Origin of the sequence: Mesorhizobium sp. M8A.F.Ca.ET.218.01.1.1 (genome assembly GCF_004791165.1) — a bacterium.
Lineage (GTDB): Bacteria > Pseudomonadota > Alphaproteobacteria > Rhizobiales > Rhizobiaceae > Mesorhizobium.
Map to the genome: position 1 here is coordinate 586,963 of NZ_SRUZ01000002.1, position 15,207 is coordinate 602,169.

The window sequence follows — 15,207 nt, forward strand, 5'->3', positions numbered from 1 at the left end:
GACCCGAGGTAAACGCAATGGAAATTCCACCTGCCGCAAGCCGCGCACTTTTGCGGCATCGACGTTATTGCTGCGAAGTGCGCCTGGGCGGGCGGATTTGCCGGTGTTCAATTCCAATTGTCATGCCCTTCGCGATCCTTGCTCAGGAAGTGACAGCGTTTTGAGTTTCGGAAGTCTTGTTTTGCGGAGCCACACAGAGACCCGCGTGACAGGCAGGCTCACCCGTGTAGTTGGCCAGGGCTTGGAGCAACGAGGTGAGGTAGCGCTGTTTGGTTTGGTCCGGCACTGGCTCCGAATGGTCCAGCGATTTGATTGCCACCTCGATCAACTCGATCGCCCGGTCCTTGTTGCCGCTCTCGTAATAATACTGAGCGACCGGAAAGTAACACCCGAATTTAAAGTCTCCATCGCCTTGCGGAGGATTAAGTTCCAGGATCTGTTCGGAGAGCTCCTTGCCCATCGCAAAGCGATCATCATGCGGAAGATGGGAGTTGTCGATCGTGGGATGGAAGAGTTGGTTCAGCGCCATCACCACCCAAGACATCGCTTCGAACTTTTTGTTGATCGCGTCCTCGACCAATTCGCGCATAAGCGGCAAGCCGGTTTTGATGTCGCGCAGCTTGTGAAGCAGAATATCCGCATGAACCCGCCGAAAATCAAAAGAGTCTGGCATCACGGCGAGGCCTTCTTCGATGGCCAATAGTGCCGCTGCCCAATCCTCGTCCTGCATCGCCGGCCCAAGTTTGGCGTATATCGGCTGACTCAGCGACGATTCGCGCACACGCGAGATTCGCTTTGCATCGACGGCTTTCGCTTCATAGCTGCTGCGCCAGCTGCCGTTAAGGACTTTCGGCAAAACGTCATCGAGAGGTGCCGGGTGGCCGATATAAGCGATGTGGCCGTCGCGGTCGACCACGAACGAGGTGGGAATCCCGAACGAAGAGCTGGGTTCCAGCCAGAGCTTTTTCATTTCGCCAGTGCAATCGAACGCTGTCCGATAATTCAGATTCGGGAACTTCTCGGTCAGCCAGGCATCCACGTTGGTCCGCGCTTCGTCCGCGGTTGCAGCCTTTTCGCAAGCTGCGACTCCGATAATCTCAAATCCGCTGTCTTTATATTTCTCCTGCAGTTCGATCAAATGGGGCATGGCGTGGACACATGGTCGGCACCAAGTCGCCCAAAATTCAACGAGGTAGACCTTGCCGGGCCGAAGGCTCGTGAGGGGCTCGCCACGCAGCCAGTTCTCCACTTTCAGCGCAGGAGCCGGGGACCCCATACGCAGTTCCATCTTGGTGTCCAAAGTCATTCCACACCTTTCGTCTCTTTTGTCGCGGAATATTTTCCAGTCAAAATCGGACACGGTCTCGAGGGCATTGCTCCCTCTCGCTTGCTTCAGCGGAGCTCTCACCGTGTTGCCGCACATCAAGCACGGCAAAGGGCATGCCAACCCTTCTTAGCTTCGGCAAGCGCCGGTACCGCCTTGAATAAGCGAGCCCTAACACGGCCAGCTGACGTTAACCTGAATGTCGGCTTTCGACGGCTCACCTTAGCGGCTGCCGTTTAGGAAGGTGAGAGTTTGGCTGGCCCGCTGGCGATAAGACCGGCTTCGGCGTCCTGGAGTAGTCGCACTTCGGCGATGGGGTCGAAAGTGCGGGAGAGGCTCGGTACCCTTGCAGCCACCGCCGCATGTGGCCCGGCGTCATAATTCGCGTCGCGGTTGCCAACGGCGGCGTTGGGCTCGATCCACGTGGCGTTGAGCCCGACAGCACGTAAAGCTGCATCGTGATTGAATGCCCTTTGCTGTTTCACGCCAAGCAGGAGTCGCGCGACGCTACCTTGCTCAAGCGCGAGCAGAGCGATCTGACGCCGTAGGAATATTGCTCGTCCCGCTTTTGCCGCCAGAGGCGGAAATCTTTCCTGAATGCCACCGCCGATCATCAATATCGACGAATCATATCCCGCTGCCCATTTGTTCGACTCCGAGGTCGGGCCAGCACTCCGTCAAGGGACGGTTGATGAACCCTAGATGCTCGGGATTGGCGCATGGCGCGCGCCGCAGAAGGCTGTCAAGGATGCGGCGCGCTCGCCAGGCCAGCAGCCCAAAGTTCGGATCAGCCAGCCCGCGCTGTCCAAGGCAGGCGTTCTGAACGAAAAGGCGTCGGTCTCGCGGTCCGTCCCAGTACACCGAAAAATCCTCGCCGATGGCGAGCTCATTGCCGATCTGTTCGAGGCGATCTGCGATCGGTTCTAGGAAACCCGGCAGCGGTTTCTCGTACCCGGTGGCCAGGATGACGATATCGGCGGTTACTTCTCCGATGTTGTCCAAGCCGCGTTGCAGCGTGAGCCTGTGCCCTGCTCCGGCATTGATGCAGCGCGACACGTTGCAACTTGGCCGCAATGTGATCTCGCATTGGTGTGGCTCGAGAAAGGCGTGGTGGTAGAGCGCCTGATAGACCGCGCGCAACTTGCTTTCTGAAATGCCCTCGGAGGCAAGCGCGAAACGCCGCAGGAACAGCTGTCGATGCACCTCGCTCATCGCAGCAAAACGATCCGAGAAGCATGGCGTGAACAGCCCGTTTGTGAACGCGTGGTCGTCGAAAGGCATCTCGCGCGTCAAGACCCATGTGATCGCCGCGGGCCGCCGTTCTTTCGGCCGGCCGACAAGGTGCAGTAGCAGCTCGGCTCCCGACTGTCCGCCGCCAACAACGCAGACATGCTTTTTTTGCACCTCAGGATTGATGTGGGCCAACTCAGATGAGTGGAACAGGTTGGGTCCAGTCCAGCCATGAAACTGAGGCGGAATTTGCGCCTGCTTGCCTATGTCGATGACGAGGTTTCTTGCATCAAGGACCGCGTTGTCCGTCCGCACGCGAAACTCGCCGTCAAAGCGGATTTCGCGAACGGCCTCGCCGCCACGGACAAGCGGATTCTTCTGGAACGCCCAGTTGAGATATTGGGCGAACTCGGCTCTAAGCACCCCGTGAAATTGCGCATTGAGGAAATTGTAAAGACGCCCGTTCTCGTGGAGGTAGTTTACGAATGTGTAGGCTGATCGCGGATTGACCAGAGTAACCAGATCCTGGAAGTGGCCGACCTGGAGCTCCGCGCAATCGAAAGCGCTGCCTGGATGTCCTCGGAAATCGACCTCCCGGTCCAGGAACAGTGCCCCTTGCGCAATCTCTTCCTGTATCTGACACGCAAGGCTCAAATTAGATGGTCCAGCACCCACACCAATACAAAAGAGGTCCACTTATCCTTACTCCTCTAGGAGTGTTTTCCAACTCAGCGGCATGTTGACGTCGATTGCCGGGCATTGAGCAATGCGAACCTCACAGGCATGCTTGAGCCGCGGTCCCGACTGAGAGGACAGCAAAAGCGTGTGCCGCCTTCCAGGTCTTGGGCTCAATGTCGGCGGCATCGACAGCGGCGCGGCGTGATCCGAACCCAAGAGCAGAAGGAAAGTGTGTGATGCTGTCGCGCGGCTCTTCCGGATCTTACGGCGGCTTCTAGCGCCGGCCTCCACCCCAGGAGTGGCTGTTTCCCTGCCACGACGGAAGCGGCTCTTTCTTTCGAGGGGCGTAACCATGGATAACGGCTCTTAATGCTTTCGGAGACTCCCATGCATGCGGCGTGCCGGATAAAGACCTGTCAAACCAACGAGTTCGCGCAGTTCCAGCTCGTCTGGAATCCGACATTGTCGCACGCCCGACGATCGGGCAGGGGAAGCTCCGCGGCAGCGGCCCTTGCACACCGCAGGCTGACAGGGACAGCCGCCGATTTGACGCGCGTCCGGGTACTGATAAGGGGCCTTCCAACAGGGTTCGCGCACGAGGCGGGGTCTCCTGGTACACCCGCCCTGTGGCTTGGCTGCGGTCTGCTGCAGCCGTTCGTCTTTACTGCCCGTTGCGGACGATCTCGCACGAGTTGGTTCACGAGAGCGTCGTGAAGCAGTCGAGGCGTCCGGTTTGGCTCTGACAAGCGTCGCAAGATGTTCGCGGATCCAGCCATGTCTCCGCAATCCGACCGGTAACCGACGACGACTTCGGACTGGTTGGCGGTCCTACGACCTGATCGGTGTTCCTACGGAGCTGATCAGCGAGCCAAAAACAGCGGCAATGTGGTCTTCCCAAAGCTCCAGCTCGGCGGACCGCCGAAAATCCGCTCACGCAGCCCACGGCTGCCATAAGCACCCATAACCATCATGTCAGCACAGATGTCGTTCGCGTGCTGGGTCAGCACTGTGCCCGCCGATTTGCCGGCGCTCTTAAGCAGGTCAACGGAGACCCGAGCACCGTGCCGAGTAAGATAGGCAGCGATGTCAGCTCCAGACTGCGCGCCTTTCCCGTTGTTTTGCGCCTTTGGATCGACCATAGCGACACAGACTTCCTTGGCAGCGGATAGGATACTAAGAGCTTCCCGAACCGCACGCGAGGCCTCTACACGCGAATCCCAGCCGACCAGCACGCGTCGAGGCGACAGCGTCGCCTTAACGCCCTTCGGCACGATGAGCACCGGCTTTCCGCTATCGAACAAGCAGCCGTTGACAACAGGAGGTCCGAGAGTCTCATCGTTGAGGAGGTCTCCTCCAACGATCGTCAGGTCAGCGCAGAGCGCCCGCTGTCGTGCCACTTCACCGAGGCTAGCCGGATCGCAATAGTCGGTGTCAACGTCACAGGAAAGCGACATAGCTTTCAGCCTTTTGAGGATATCCGCGGACCGTCTTTCCATTCTGGTCACGTCCTGTGAAAATTTCTCGATTTGCTGAAATCGATAGTTCGGTACTGCAATTGCCTGTGCACGTCCTGTATTCCATTCGGGGGGCGGAGACAACATCAAGAGCAATGGAGGCGGTATAATGAGTACCGATAGGTGCGCGCCGACCTCGGCACACAGTCCGGCAGCTGTTGTGAGGTCCTCATCAGAATGATCAGCACCCGTCACACTGAATATGCTTTTAAATTCCATTTGCCTGCTTCTCCTGGTCTTCGTTAGGAGCGCCTCAAAGCGGCAACACCGCTCTCAGGAGGAAGAGAGAGCGGCACCACGTTCGATCACCGATTTCAGTCGTCCGGCTTCTCGAGCGAGTAGCCGGCCGACCTGACGGTGCGAATGACGCTGCCGGGCAAGGCCGTTTTCAGCGCCCTCCTGATTCGGCTGATATGGACATCGACGGTGCGTGCACCGACATGAATGTTGGGCAGCCAGGCCGCCCCGATAAGCTCGTCCCGGCTGAAGACCTTGCCGGGGGCCTCAATCATAAGCCGCAGCACGTTGAAATCGATCCGTCCGAGATGGATGTCGTGGCCATTACCGCGAACCCGATGGGCATCGAGCTTCATCTCCAGGCCTCCACAACAAATCCAACTGTCGTTTTCAACCCCGTTCGGACCACGCTTGGTCAGCCCGAGCCTCGCCCGCAGGCAGTCGAGCAGCTTGGCCGGAGCCACCGGCCGCACAAAGCTCTCAACGCCTGCCTTCAAGAGATCGAGGTGCTGGTGCTCGGCGCCAGGCGCGATCAGGGCGATGATAGGCAGGTCGGTGGTGCGCGGTTCCCGCTTGAGGTGGGCGCAAATTGCGGACCCGTTTATGCTGGCTGGGTCGCAATCCAGCACTACGGCCTGAAGCTCCCGTTGTTCGGCCAAGGCCAGCGCAGCCTTCGCGCCGTCTGCCGTCTCACTGCTGAAACCGTCAACCTCCAGTATGTGGCTGTAGAGCAGATAGAACTCGGCATCTTGCGAGCAGATCAGGACCAGCGGCTTCTTCATCGGCGATACCCCAACAACCTGGTCGGCCTCGAGTCCCTGGATCGAGGGGACTGGCCAACATAGTTTCTCGGGTCCGTCATGATGGCCTTTCTCGAAAATCGCGCCCATCATGCCAGCGCCACGTGGGGAAAGGTTTCGATGACTGAAATCGCATCGTCGACCAGCTTCGTACCGGCCGTGGCGAGCTTCAGGAGCGTCTCGAAGCCAAACCGGTGGACATCGCGCAGCGTTTTGGACAAAACGACCAGCCGTCCGGTCGTGAAAAGCACCCGACCAAAACCCTCATGGCTCACCTGGATCATCGGCGATGCCATAAGGCCGCAGCGCTCCTCGATCGCAAGCCCGATGGCGGCGTAGTACTTGTCGAGCCTCCACAGCACGTCGGGATCGGGATCTCCGATGATTGGGATCCCTCGGCGCTGTTCCTTGGTAATGATGAAGTCGCCCAGCAGCTCAGCGTCCGCTTTGCGTTCCCACGAGCCATAGGAATCCTGAGAACGGATCAGCCGCACGAGGCATTTGACGAACGGGGTGCAAAGAGCCGCCTCGTCTTCGGCGACAGCTGGGGGGATTGCGGGGTCAGGCATTGGCGTCCTCCTCTTTTCAGTCCTCGTCCTCGAAGGACGGTTTCTTTTCGGCAATGCCCGCTCGCGCCAGCACCTTGCGCAGCCAAGGCGGAGGACACGTCCTGAGCATCATCTGCGTGCGCAAGAGCACCTGTGGGATCGATTGGGGCTCCGCCACTTTGATCGGGTGGATTTTTGCCGCGACAAGCTTGGCTGCCGAAGGGCCGCCAATTGCCAGACAAAACAGGATCTGACAGCCCTTGAGCGCATCCACCTTTGGCGTGATGCGATCATCGCGCTCGGCCCGATGCTCCCCGCTTTCATCGGACACGTCATCGAAGGCCACGGCTTCTACGAGATTCCATTCCTCGCGCGTCACGTCGTAGACAGCAAAGCGCCTGGCCGACCCGAAATGGGCGTTGAGGTCCTGCATGTCCTGAGTGGCGATCGCAACGCGCAATGCGCCCTTACGTCGTTCAGGCATCGGGGCGAAAACCTCACTACTGACCAGCGAGAGGCGGCGAACAGCGTTCATCGTGATATTTCTCGATTACGGAGTGGATCAAGCGCCTCAGGAGTGGGCGCGTGTTGGTTGGCCTGGAAGATGCTGGCGACCTCGAAGATCATGTCGCGGGTGCCCTGATAGAGAATTGCGAGCTTGTGCTGGCTGCCTAGTCGATCGAAGACCGGGAACCCGATGCGCATGAGCGGAATTCGGAGCCGCTCCGATGCTTGGCGCCCGTGCGAATGCGTGACAAGCAGGTCAGCACCGACGGCAAGACTTTCCAGATCGCCGAGATCGCCGATCTGAACCGAAACCGCCGGGACTTTCTCGAGAATTTTAGACCTGTCGGTCGTTGTGACGGCCGCGGCTATCTCGGAGCCGAGGCCAGCAAAGAAGGTCGCAAGTTGGAACAGCTGGTCTGGTTCGGCAGCGATGGCAATTTTCTTGCCGCCGAAATGGAAATGTCCGTCGAGCATCGCGTCCTGCAATTGCGCCCGGCGCCGGCGCACGCGGGCCGGTACCGCCGCGCCCGAAATCGCAGACAGCAGCGACACGAAGCGGTCCGTGTCCTGCAGCCCAGTCAGTGACTGGAACAACACGTAAGGCACGCCGGTCAACCCGTGCAGCGCTTTCGCCGGGCGGCGCATGTGCTCACCGATGGCGATGCATTGCATGGCCGTGCCCAACTCGCGAATGTCTTCGACGCTGGTGCCGCCGTATGTGGTCGCTACCCAGCGGTCAGGAACCGTACCGTCGAGCGAGCCTGAAATGTCGGGCAGAATAACCGGCTTGAGCCCAAAGCTTTCAACCATGTCCCGCATATGCTCGATGTCGGCGATAGAGAGGTTGCATCCGGGCAGGATTGCGATCTTCTTCGGGTGCCGCGCCCGTTCGCCCGAGCGCGTAATCCCTTCGATCATTGCGGTGACTGCCTTGGCCCAGCCCTCTTCGATCGCGCCGTCAAAATCCGGCGTGTTGGCCAGCACGACCTCCGTACCCGCAAGCTGTTGCGTGTGCTTCCGCATGATGTTGGCAATATCACCCGCGCAATCTTCGCCACGCGTCTCCACCAGCGCGGTCGTGCACACCCCGATCAGCGTTGGCTTCGTGCGGTTCTTGAGGTTGAGGATCGCCTCTTCCAGATGGTCGGCTGCGCCGAGGATGGTCGCCACCTCATCCATCGCCGTAGTCTGCAAGGGAATCGCTTCTTTGAAGTGCCGCACGAAGAGAACGAGCGCAAAGCTTGTGCAGCCTTGGCTGCCGTGGAACAGCGGCATCGCACCGTCGACGCCAAGAAAGGCAAAGGCGGCACCCAGCGGCTGCGACGACTTCAGCGGGTTGACTGCCGCCGATTTGCTCTGGGGAAGGATGCGGGCCATCGGTCGCCTCAACACTCGTGTGCCGTCGCGCAGGCGAATTCATCAAACAGGTACGCGGTCTCGTTCCTCGTGCACGGCAATTCGCCTATCAGCTCAGGCTGGCAATCCCACGGGGCCGGCTGGCGCACCTGAGACCAGATCGGATTGTGAATGGCGAGGTCGATCTGGCGTACGAGTTCCACCATGCCGTCATAGCCGGCATAAGGATGCTGGCGCTCCTGGTTGATATCGAGCCAGGGCGTCTTGGCCTTGAGCGCAATGAATTGCGTGCGACCGCCCGACAGCATGATATCGGCCCTGTGTTCAGAGAGCATGGCGTACAGCTCGCTCGCAGCCATGGATTCGAACATGTGCTTGTCGTGCTTGAGAACTTGTTTGATGCGCTCCTTGTCCTGCACCGTAGATTTCTTGATCGAGGTGCCGACGATCTCGATTCCGATCTCCATCAGCGCATGGACAACCGACCAGGACTTCACACCGCCTGTGTTGAGCAGCACGCGCTTGCCTTGGAGCCTTTGCCGGTAGGATTCGAGTTTCTTCCACGCGATCGCCTCCTGCTGCGCGATCAGCGTCTCTGTGCGCTCGAGGATCTCCGGATCGGCGCCCTTCCTCACCAGCAGCCTGACAAGGTTTCGAAGAGCTTGCGATGTGTCGGAGATGCCATAGAAGGAGCCCTCGAAGAACGGGATGTCCCAGCGCTCCTCCATCTTGCGGGCAAGACTGATCAGCGCGGTCGAGCACACCATCATTGCCGCCCGGGCGCGGTGCGCGGAAGCAATGTCGCGGTAACGCGCATCGCCGGGAATGCAGGCGCGCACCCGGATCCCGAGCCGATCGAGGAGCGGCTTTACAAGCCAGAATTCGCCCGAGAGGTTGAATTCGCCAAGGATGTTGATGTCGTAGGGTCCGGGGTCGTCGGGTTCGACCGTGCCGATGACATGATCGAGCAACGCCTCGGCGGCGAGCTTATTGCCGAGGTTCTTGGAGCCTGCCAGGCCAGGCGCATTGATCGGCACCACGGCCAAACCGAACTTTTCCGTGGCGCGTTTGCACACGGCCTCGATGTCGTCACCGATCAGCGCCGTTACGCAAGTCGAGTAGACGAAGATCGCCGGCGGCGCGTATGTGTGCTTGATCTCGCGGATCGCCTTGAAGAGTTTCCGCTCGCCCTGCCCCATCACAAGGTCGAGTTCGGTGAGGTCGGTCGTGAAGCTTGTCCGCCACAAGGTCGGCCCTGACGAAACCGCACCACGGTTGTCCCAAGAATTGCCCTCGCAGGCGAGCGGCGCATGGACCAGATGCGCAACGTCGGTGATCGGCTGCAGGACGATCTTGGCTCCGTCAAAGGCGCAGCCGCCGGCTGCCGCCCCTGGTGTCAGCGACTTCGAGCAGCCCTCCTTGCGCGCCTTGGCATCTTTGCCACGGTTCTTATCGCAGGCGGGCTCATCGAAGGCGTCCTTGATTTTGGCGCTGAGGGAGGACATTGCTCAGCCTCCCCAGTCCATTGGGCAAGGAATGGCCTCGGCGAAAAGCCGGCCACGGCTCTTAGCGCGTGAGGTCATAGGAATAATCCGTCACACCCGTCTCGCTCGTCTCGCGATCGAGTTTGTCGAAGATCTTGTCGAGGATCGTCGTCAGCACGCGCAACGCTCCCTGGTAGCCAAAGAGCGCAAAGCGGTGATGATGGTGCCGATCGAAGATCGGAAACATCAGCCGGATCAGCGGTGTTCCGGTGTCGCGCTCCAGGTACTTGCCGTAGGAATTGCCGATCAAAAGGTCCACCGGCTCGGTAAAGAGCAGTGAGCGCAGCGCCCACAGGTCCTTGCCCGCCCAAACCTGGGCAGCCTTGCCGAAAGGCGAGGATGCTAGCAGCTTCTTCAAATCGGCTTCCCATGCCGAGGTGCCATTGGTGGCGAGGCAATGGGTTGGCTCGCCGCCGGTCTCCATGACAAAGCGGGCCATTGCGTGAACGAAGTCGGGATCACCGTAGATGGCGTATTTCTTACCATGCAACCAGGATTGGCTGTCCGCCATGGCGTCTACCAGTCGGCCGCGCTCGAGGCGAATTGCCTCGGGAATCTCCTTGCCGGAAATCGCCGCGACCTCCATCAGGAATTCGTCCGTCGCCTGAACGCCGAGCGGATAGTGGAACGAGGCCGTCGCCTGCCCGACCTCCTCGCAATAGCCCAGTGTCTTTCGGGTGTTGTGATGCTGCAGCGAAAGCGTTGCCTCGGCGTTGAGGGCCTTCTTCACCTCGTTGATCTTCGTGCCCCCGTCATACATGCGGTATTCACCGTCCGAAGGCGTATCGAACTGGTCAGAGGCATCCTGGATCAATGTATAGGACACGCCCATTACATCGAGCAGGCGCTTGAGCTCCCGGTTGTTGCCGACGCAGAAGCCGTCGAAGCCCGGAATGATGTTGATGGTTCCTTCGATTTGCGTACGCTCCTGACCTTTCCAGAAGTGCTCCAAAATGCCTTTGACCATGTTGTCATAGCCGTCGACATGACTGCCAACGAAGGCCGGGGTGTGGGCAAAGGGCACGTCGAAGTCGCGCGGGACTGAATCTTCGTCCTTGGCGTTCTGGATGAAGCTGTGCAGGTCGTCGCCAATGACCTCTGCCATACAGGTCGTCGACACGGCAATCATCTTGGGGTCGTAGAGCTGGTAGGTGTTGGCGAGCCCGTCGACCATGTTCTTCAGGCCGCCAAACACCGCCGCATCCTCGGTCATTGAGGAGGAGACCGCCGCGGCAGGCTCCTTGAAATGGCGCGACAGGTGCGAGCGGTAATAGGCGACGCAACCTTGGCTGCCGTGGACGAAGGACATGGTTCGCTCGAAGCCGGCGGCAGCGAATACCGCACCCAGCGGCTGGCAGGCCTTGGCCGGGTTCACGACAAGCGCTTTGCGGGCGAGGTTCTTTTCGCGGTATTCCCACGTCTGGGTGAAATCGCGCTGATCGGAAATGATTTCATCGGGGTGCGGACATTCGAAGTTTAGCTTCTTCTCAGCGAGCATCTTTCTGTATTCCGGCTCGCGGAACAGGGGAGCGTGATCGAGAATTTTTTCAGCCGACTGCGGCATGATGATTACCTCTTTTGCATCTGGCTGCGCGGGACGGCAGCTCAGGACGTCAAGACGTTCCAGGCTCCGGCGGATCAGAGGCCGCGGGAGTTCACCGTCTCAGTGGGAGACTGGGGCTGAAGCAAATGTTTATTCGGCAGCCATCGCCCGCTCATCGCCCCGGCTTCTTTTCCAAGGCGCGTGGAATAGGTCCCAGACCGGGTTGTTAATGGCGAGATCCACATCACGTGCGAAAATGGCAAAGCCATCGTAGCCGTGATACGGGCCTGAATAATCCCAGGAATGCATCTGGCGGAACGGTATGCCCATCTTCTGCACCGGGTATTTTTCTTTGATTCCCGAGCCGACCAGATTTGGGCGAATCCCTTCGATGAATTTCTCCAACTCATAGCCGGTCACGTCATCGTAGATCAGCGTGCCGTTCTTCACGTAGTGGCCGGTGCGCTGATAGTCGTCGCTGTGGGCGAATTCATAGCCGGTGCCCACGATGACCATGCCGAGGTCCTCGTAGGCCGTGACGACGTGGCGGGGGCGCAGGCCGCCCACATAGAGCATCACGGTATTTCCTTCCAGGCGCGACAGGTACTTGGCGATGACCGCATCAACAAGCGGCCTGTACTTGGCAATGACCTTTTCGGTCTTCTCCTCGATTTCCGGCCCAAAATGCTTGGCTATGTTGCGCAGAGAGGCTTCGATCTGGGAGGGACCGAAGAAATTGTACTCCATCCAGGCGACGCCATACTTTTCCTCCATATGCCGACAGATGTAATTCATCGACCGGTAGCAGTGGATAAGATTGAGCTTAGCCTTCGGGGCGCGCTCGATCTCTGCGAGTGTGGCGTCACCCGACCAGTTGCCAACCACGCGCAGCCCTATCTCCTCAAGCAGTATGCGCGAGGCCCAGGCATCGCCGCCGATATTGTAGTCGCCGATGACGTTGACGTCGTAGGGGCCGGCCTCGAACTTGACATCCTTTTTGTCGAAGACCCAATCCCGGATTGCATCATTGGCGATGTGGTGGCCAAGCGACTGCGAGACGCCGCGGAAGCCCTCGCAGCGTACCGGCACGATCGTCTTGTCATACTCCTTGGTCTTTTTGCGAGAAACGGCCTCGGTGTCATCGCCAATCAGGCCGATAGGGCATTCGGACTGCACGGTGATGCCGTTGTTGAGCGGAAACAAGACTTCAATCTCGTCAATGATCTGTTCCAGCTTCTTGTCGCCGCCGAAGACGATGTCCTTCTCCTGGAAATCGGAGGTGAACTGCATTGTCCCGAACGTGTCGACGCCCGTTGTACCGACGTAGTAGTTGCGGCGCTGCGACCAAGAATATTGGCCGCAGCCGACCGGGCCGTGCGAGATATGGACCATATCCTTGACTGGCCCCCACACCACGCCTTTCGAACCAGCATATGCACAGCCGCGAATCGTCATCACCCCGGGAATGGACTTGATGTTCGATTTGACGTCGCATTCGGAAAGGACCTCGCTTTCCCCGCCAGCCTCGTTGCCGCTCTTTGCGACGTTGAGGTGCTTCTTGCGGCGCTTCGCCGCCTTGTCGGGATAATGCGACAGCACCTCTTCGATAAGCTTCGCATGAAGAGCACCGTCATTCTCGTATTCCCGGCTCATGAGTCCCCCTTTCAAGGTTGGGTGACGCCTCAAAGAATAGGCGCCGTTCTCTGCAAGGCGCGCCGATTCATGGCAGCGCTAATGTCACTACTGGGCCGCCGCCTTCGCCGCTTCCTTGGAGTGAAGCTCGGCAAGCATCTGCTCGTCGGTCTTCATGATGCCGAAGTCGAGCAGCATCTCCTCCAGCTCCTCCATGGTGATCGGCGTCGGGATCGTACCCTGGCCCGAATTGGCGTGGATCTTCTCGGCCAGAGCGCGGTATTCCCCTGCCTGCTTTGAGTCCGGCGCGTACTGGATCACCGACATCTTCCTGAGTTCGGCATGTTGGACGATGTTGTCGCGGGGCACGAAGTGGATGAGCTTGGAATTCAATCGGCCAGCCAGTGCTTCGGCCAGATCGAGTTCGCGGTCGGTTTGACGTTCATTGCAGATCAGCCCGCCCAGCCGCACACCGCCCGAATGGGCATATTTGAGGATGCCCTTGGCGATGTTGTTGGCGGCATAGAGCGCCATCATCTCGCCGGACATGACGATATAGATCTCCTGGGCCTTGCCTTCGCGGATCGGCATGGCGAAGCCGCCGCATACCACGTCGCCGAGGACGTCATAGGAGACATAATCGACATCGTCATAAGCGCCATTCTCCTCGAGGAAATTGATCGAGGTGATGACGCCGCGGCCGGCGCAACCGACACCCGGCTCGGGGCCGCCGGACTCCACGCACTTGATGCCTCTGTAGCCCACCTTGAGCACGTCCTGGAGTTCGAGGTCTTCCACCGAACCTTCCTGTGCGGCGAGATCCAGGACGGTATCCTGAGCTTTCGAATTCAGGATCAAGCGTGTGGAATCGGCTTTGGGGTCGCATCCTACGATGAGGATTCTCTGCCCGAGGTCGACAAGGGCAGCGAGCGTATTTTGGGACGTGGTGGACTTGCCGATGCCGCCTTTTCCGTAAAAGGCGATCTGACGCAGACCTGACATAATAGCTTTCCTTCCTTCGTTCTAATCATCGCGACTGCCCGCGACACAAGTGCCGATAGGCAGCTCGTGCCGCCTCACACCAAGCATCGCAAAAAGCGTACCAGCGTGATCGGCCGATCCCAGAAAAAACTTTGTCATTAAATTCCAGCCGCTTAGACGGCGGCAAAACGCGCGAACGGGCCTTTCAGGCGTCTGTCACGGACACGACAAAGCCGACACAGATTGTCGTGCGCCATCCAAACCGCCGTGTGTCGAGCTCGAAGCGGGAGAATGGGGAAGTTAGCCCAAAGCTGATGGCGAGACCATCGGAAGACATCGGCTCTTGTCTTTCCAGCCTGCCATTGATCGGGCGGTCGCTGGATGAGCAGGAGCCTGGGGCTTGACCGCGGCGCGGGTAGTTCAGGCAGGCTTACAGAGCGGGAACGCCGGCGGCCGATAGACATCCGCGCTTAACCTTTCATAGCCCGTCTACAAGTTGGTTCCGCCGACGCGCTATATGGAAGCCAAATAATTCAGTAGCTTAGCCGAGAGCATTGATTTTTTCAGAAAGATACGTGTTATACGCGTACGAACCGCCGAACCCATGGTCGGCGCCCTCATGCGCGTGAGACCCCGTTGTGGGCGAGGCTCGCGACTGGCTGCACGATCCTAGCCGGCCTGCTTGCCATTGAGTTTGGTCCCGCCGCGGTAGGCTGCGGCATCAAGGGCAACATCAGCTACAACACTGGCAAGAAGATTATCACGTTCTTGGACAGGAATCTTACTGGGAGACACGCATCAACAGGCGGGCGGGCGGGCTTCGAGAGGTTAGTGTCGCGGCAGCTTGCAGATCTGCCCACGGGGCCGCCACGATCGCAAAGTGTGTACAAAAGCGCCCTCTCTGCCGAACTGAACAGTGCTCACGGCCATAGCCTCGGATGAGCCCGACTGGCTTGACCTCTGCATGATGAGAGCAGCTTTTACACCAGGTGCGCAGCACATGTCTTTAACGAACGCATCGTCTTCAAGAATATAGAGAGCAATTCGGAAAACCGAGTAGTTGGCGGCGAAGCTAGGAGAAGGTATACACCACCCTCTTGTTACCCCAGAGTAGAACGTGCAGCTGCGGCAAGACGCGGGCTTCGAACCACCTGTCGCTGGTCACCTTTTCTACCAGCGATTCCATGCGCATCATATTCCGTCGGACTCGACAGAGACGTCTTCATTACCACGGCGGGGCGGCGTGTGATTGCCGGGTTGCAGACAAACCTCGCCGCGACGTCTTTGGGACGAGTGGTGTCGGCACCGAATCC

12 protein-coding genes and 1 pseudogene are annotated in these 15,207 nt (G+C 59.1%); all 13 read right to left on the reverse strand.

Annotation, left to right across the window (positions count from 1 at the left end; all coding sequences use genetic code 11):
• Positions 1-142: 142 nt before the first annotated feature.
• Positions 143-1,288: a TlpA disulfide reductase family protein gene (locus tag EN861_RS09180; protein WP_063170388.1), complete on the reverse strand. Its 1,146-nt coding sequence runs from the start codon at positions 1,286-1,288 to the stop codon at positions 143-145.
• 272 nt (positions 1,289-1,560) lie between these two features.
• Positions 1,561-1,938, reverse strand: a complete 378-nt coding sequence (locus tag EN861_RS09185; RefSeq protein ID WP_024505270.1) for a hypothetical protein — start codon at positions 1,936-1,938, stop codon at positions 1,561-1,563.
• A 13-nt stretch (positions 1,939-1,951) separates the two neighbouring features.
• Entirely contained in the window at positions 1,952-3,250 is a 1,299-nt protein-coding gene (locus EN861_RS09190) for a SidA/IucD/PvdA family monooxygenase (RefSeq protein ID WP_063169368.1), read from the reverse strand.
• A gap of 842 nt (positions 3,251-4,092) precedes the next feature.
• Positions 4,093-4,965 carry a universal stress protein gene (locus EN861_RS09195; protein WP_126087041.1) on the reverse strand — a complete coding sequence of 291 codons (873 nt, stop codon included), beginning with the start codon at positions 4,963-4,965 and terminating at the stop codon, positions 4,093-4,095.
• Positions 4,966-5,060: 95 nt separating this feature from the next.
• On the reverse strand, positions 5,061-5,765 hold the full coding sequence (locus EN861_RS09200) for a response regulator transcription factor (protein WP_224571202.1): 705 nt from the start codon (positions 5,763-5,765) through the stop codon (positions 5,061-5,063).
• A gap of 107 nt (positions 5,766-5,872) precedes the next feature.
• On the reverse strand, positions 5,873-6,352 hold the full coding sequence (locus EN861_RS09205; RefSeq protein ID WP_024505267.1) for a NifX-associated nitrogen fixation protein: 480 nt from the start codon (positions 6,350-6,352) through the stop codon (positions 5,873-5,875).
• Positions 6,353-6,368: 16 nt separating this feature from the next.
• Positions 6,369-6,866 carry a nitrogen fixation protein NifX gene (gene nifX / locus EN861_RS09210; protein WP_063169371.1) on the reverse strand — a complete coding sequence of 166 codons (498 nt, stop codon included), beginning with the start codon at positions 6,864-6,866 and terminating at the stop codon, positions 6,369-6,371.
• On the reverse strand, positions 6,863-8,215 hold the full coding sequence (gene nifN / locus EN861_RS09215) for a nitrogenase iron-molybdenum cofactor biosynthesis protein NifN (protein ID WP_126063827.1): 1,353 nt from the start codon (positions 8,213-8,215) through the stop codon (positions 6,863-6,865). Before nifN ends, nifX begins: the two co-directional genes overlap by 4 nt.
• Positions 8,216-8,223: 8 nt before the next feature.
• Positions 8,224-9,699 carry a nitrogenase iron-molybdenum cofactor biosynthesis protein NifE gene (nifE, locus tag EN861_RS09220; RefSeq protein WP_095489376.1) on the reverse strand — a complete coding sequence of 492 codons (1,476 nt, stop codon included), beginning with the start codon at positions 9,697-9,699 and terminating at the stop codon, positions 8,224-8,226.
• A gap of 61 nt (positions 9,700-9,760) precedes the next feature.
• Entirely contained in the window at positions 9,761-11,302 is a 1,542-nt protein-coding gene (gene nifK / locus EN861_RS09225) for a nitrogenase molybdenum-iron protein subunit beta (protein ID WP_126063826.1), read from the reverse strand.
• 129 nt (positions 11,303-11,431) lie between these two features.
• On the reverse strand, positions 11,432-12,934 hold the full coding sequence (nifD, locus tag EN861_RS09230) for a nitrogenase molybdenum-iron protein alpha chain (protein WP_024505262.1): 1,503 nt from the start codon (positions 12,932-12,934) through the stop codon (positions 11,432-11,434).
• A gap of 87 nt (positions 12,935-13,021) precedes the next feature.
• The gene (gene nifH, locus EN861_RS09235; protein ID WP_024505261.1) at positions 13,022-13,915 is read right to left on the reverse strand and encodes a nitrogenase iron protein; all 894 of its coding nucleotides are present in this window, start codon (positions 13,913-13,915) and stop codon (positions 13,022-13,024) included.
• A 1,051-nt stretch (positions 13,916-14,966) separates the two neighbouring features.
• Positions 14,967-15,163: pseudogene (locus tag EN861_RS36200) on the reverse strand (7-carboxy-7-deazaguanine synthase QueE); the annotation flags it as partial.
• Between the last annotated feature and the right edge of the window lie 44 nt (positions 15,164-15,207).

Bases quoted from the DNA above. Each gene is read 5' to 3' on its own strand.
- nifX (WP_063169371.1), bottom strand. From the start codon at position 6,866: ATGAACGCTGTTCGCCGCCTCTCGCTGGTCAGTAGTGAGGTTTTCGCC.
- EN861_RS09195 (WP_126087041.1), bottom strand. From the start codon at position 4,965: ATGGAATTTAAAAGCATATTCAGTGTGACGGGTGCTGATCATTCTGAT.
- nifH (WP_024505261.1), bottom strand. From the start codon at position 13,915: ATGTCAGGTCTGCGTCAGATCGCCTTTTACGGAAAAGGCGGCATCGGC.
- EN861_RS09180 (WP_063170388.1), bottom strand. From the start codon at position 1,288: ATGGAACTGCGTATGGGGTCCCCGGCTCCTGCGCTGAAAGTGGAGAAC.
- nifE (WP_095489376.1), bottom strand. From the start codon at position 9,699: ATGTCCTCCCTCAGCGCCAAAATCAAGGACGCCTTCGATGAGCCCGCC.
- nifK (WP_126063826.1), bottom strand. From the start codon at position 11,302: ATGCCGCAGTCGGCTGAAAAAATTCTCGATCACGCTCCCCTGTTCCGC.
- EN861_RS09185 (WP_024505270.1), bottom strand. From the start codon at position 1,938: ATGATCGGCGGTGGCATTCAGGAAAGATTTCCGCCTCTGGCGGCAAAA.
- EN861_RS09200 (WP_224571202.1), bottom strand. From the start codon at position 5,765: ATGAAGAAGCCGCTGGTCCTGATCTGCTCGCAAGATGCCGAGTTCTAT.
- nifD (WP_024505262.1), bottom strand. From the start codon at position 12,934: ATGAGCCGGGAATACGAGAATGACGGTGCTCTTCATGCGAAGCTTATC.
- EN861_RS09205 (WP_024505267.1), bottom strand. From the start codon at position 6,352: ATGCCTGACCCCGCAATCCCCCCAGCTGTCGCCGAAGACGAGGCGGCT.
- nifN (WP_126063827.1), bottom strand. From the start codon at position 8,215: ATGGCCCGCATCCTTCCCCAGAGCAAATCGGCGGCAGTCAACCCGCTG.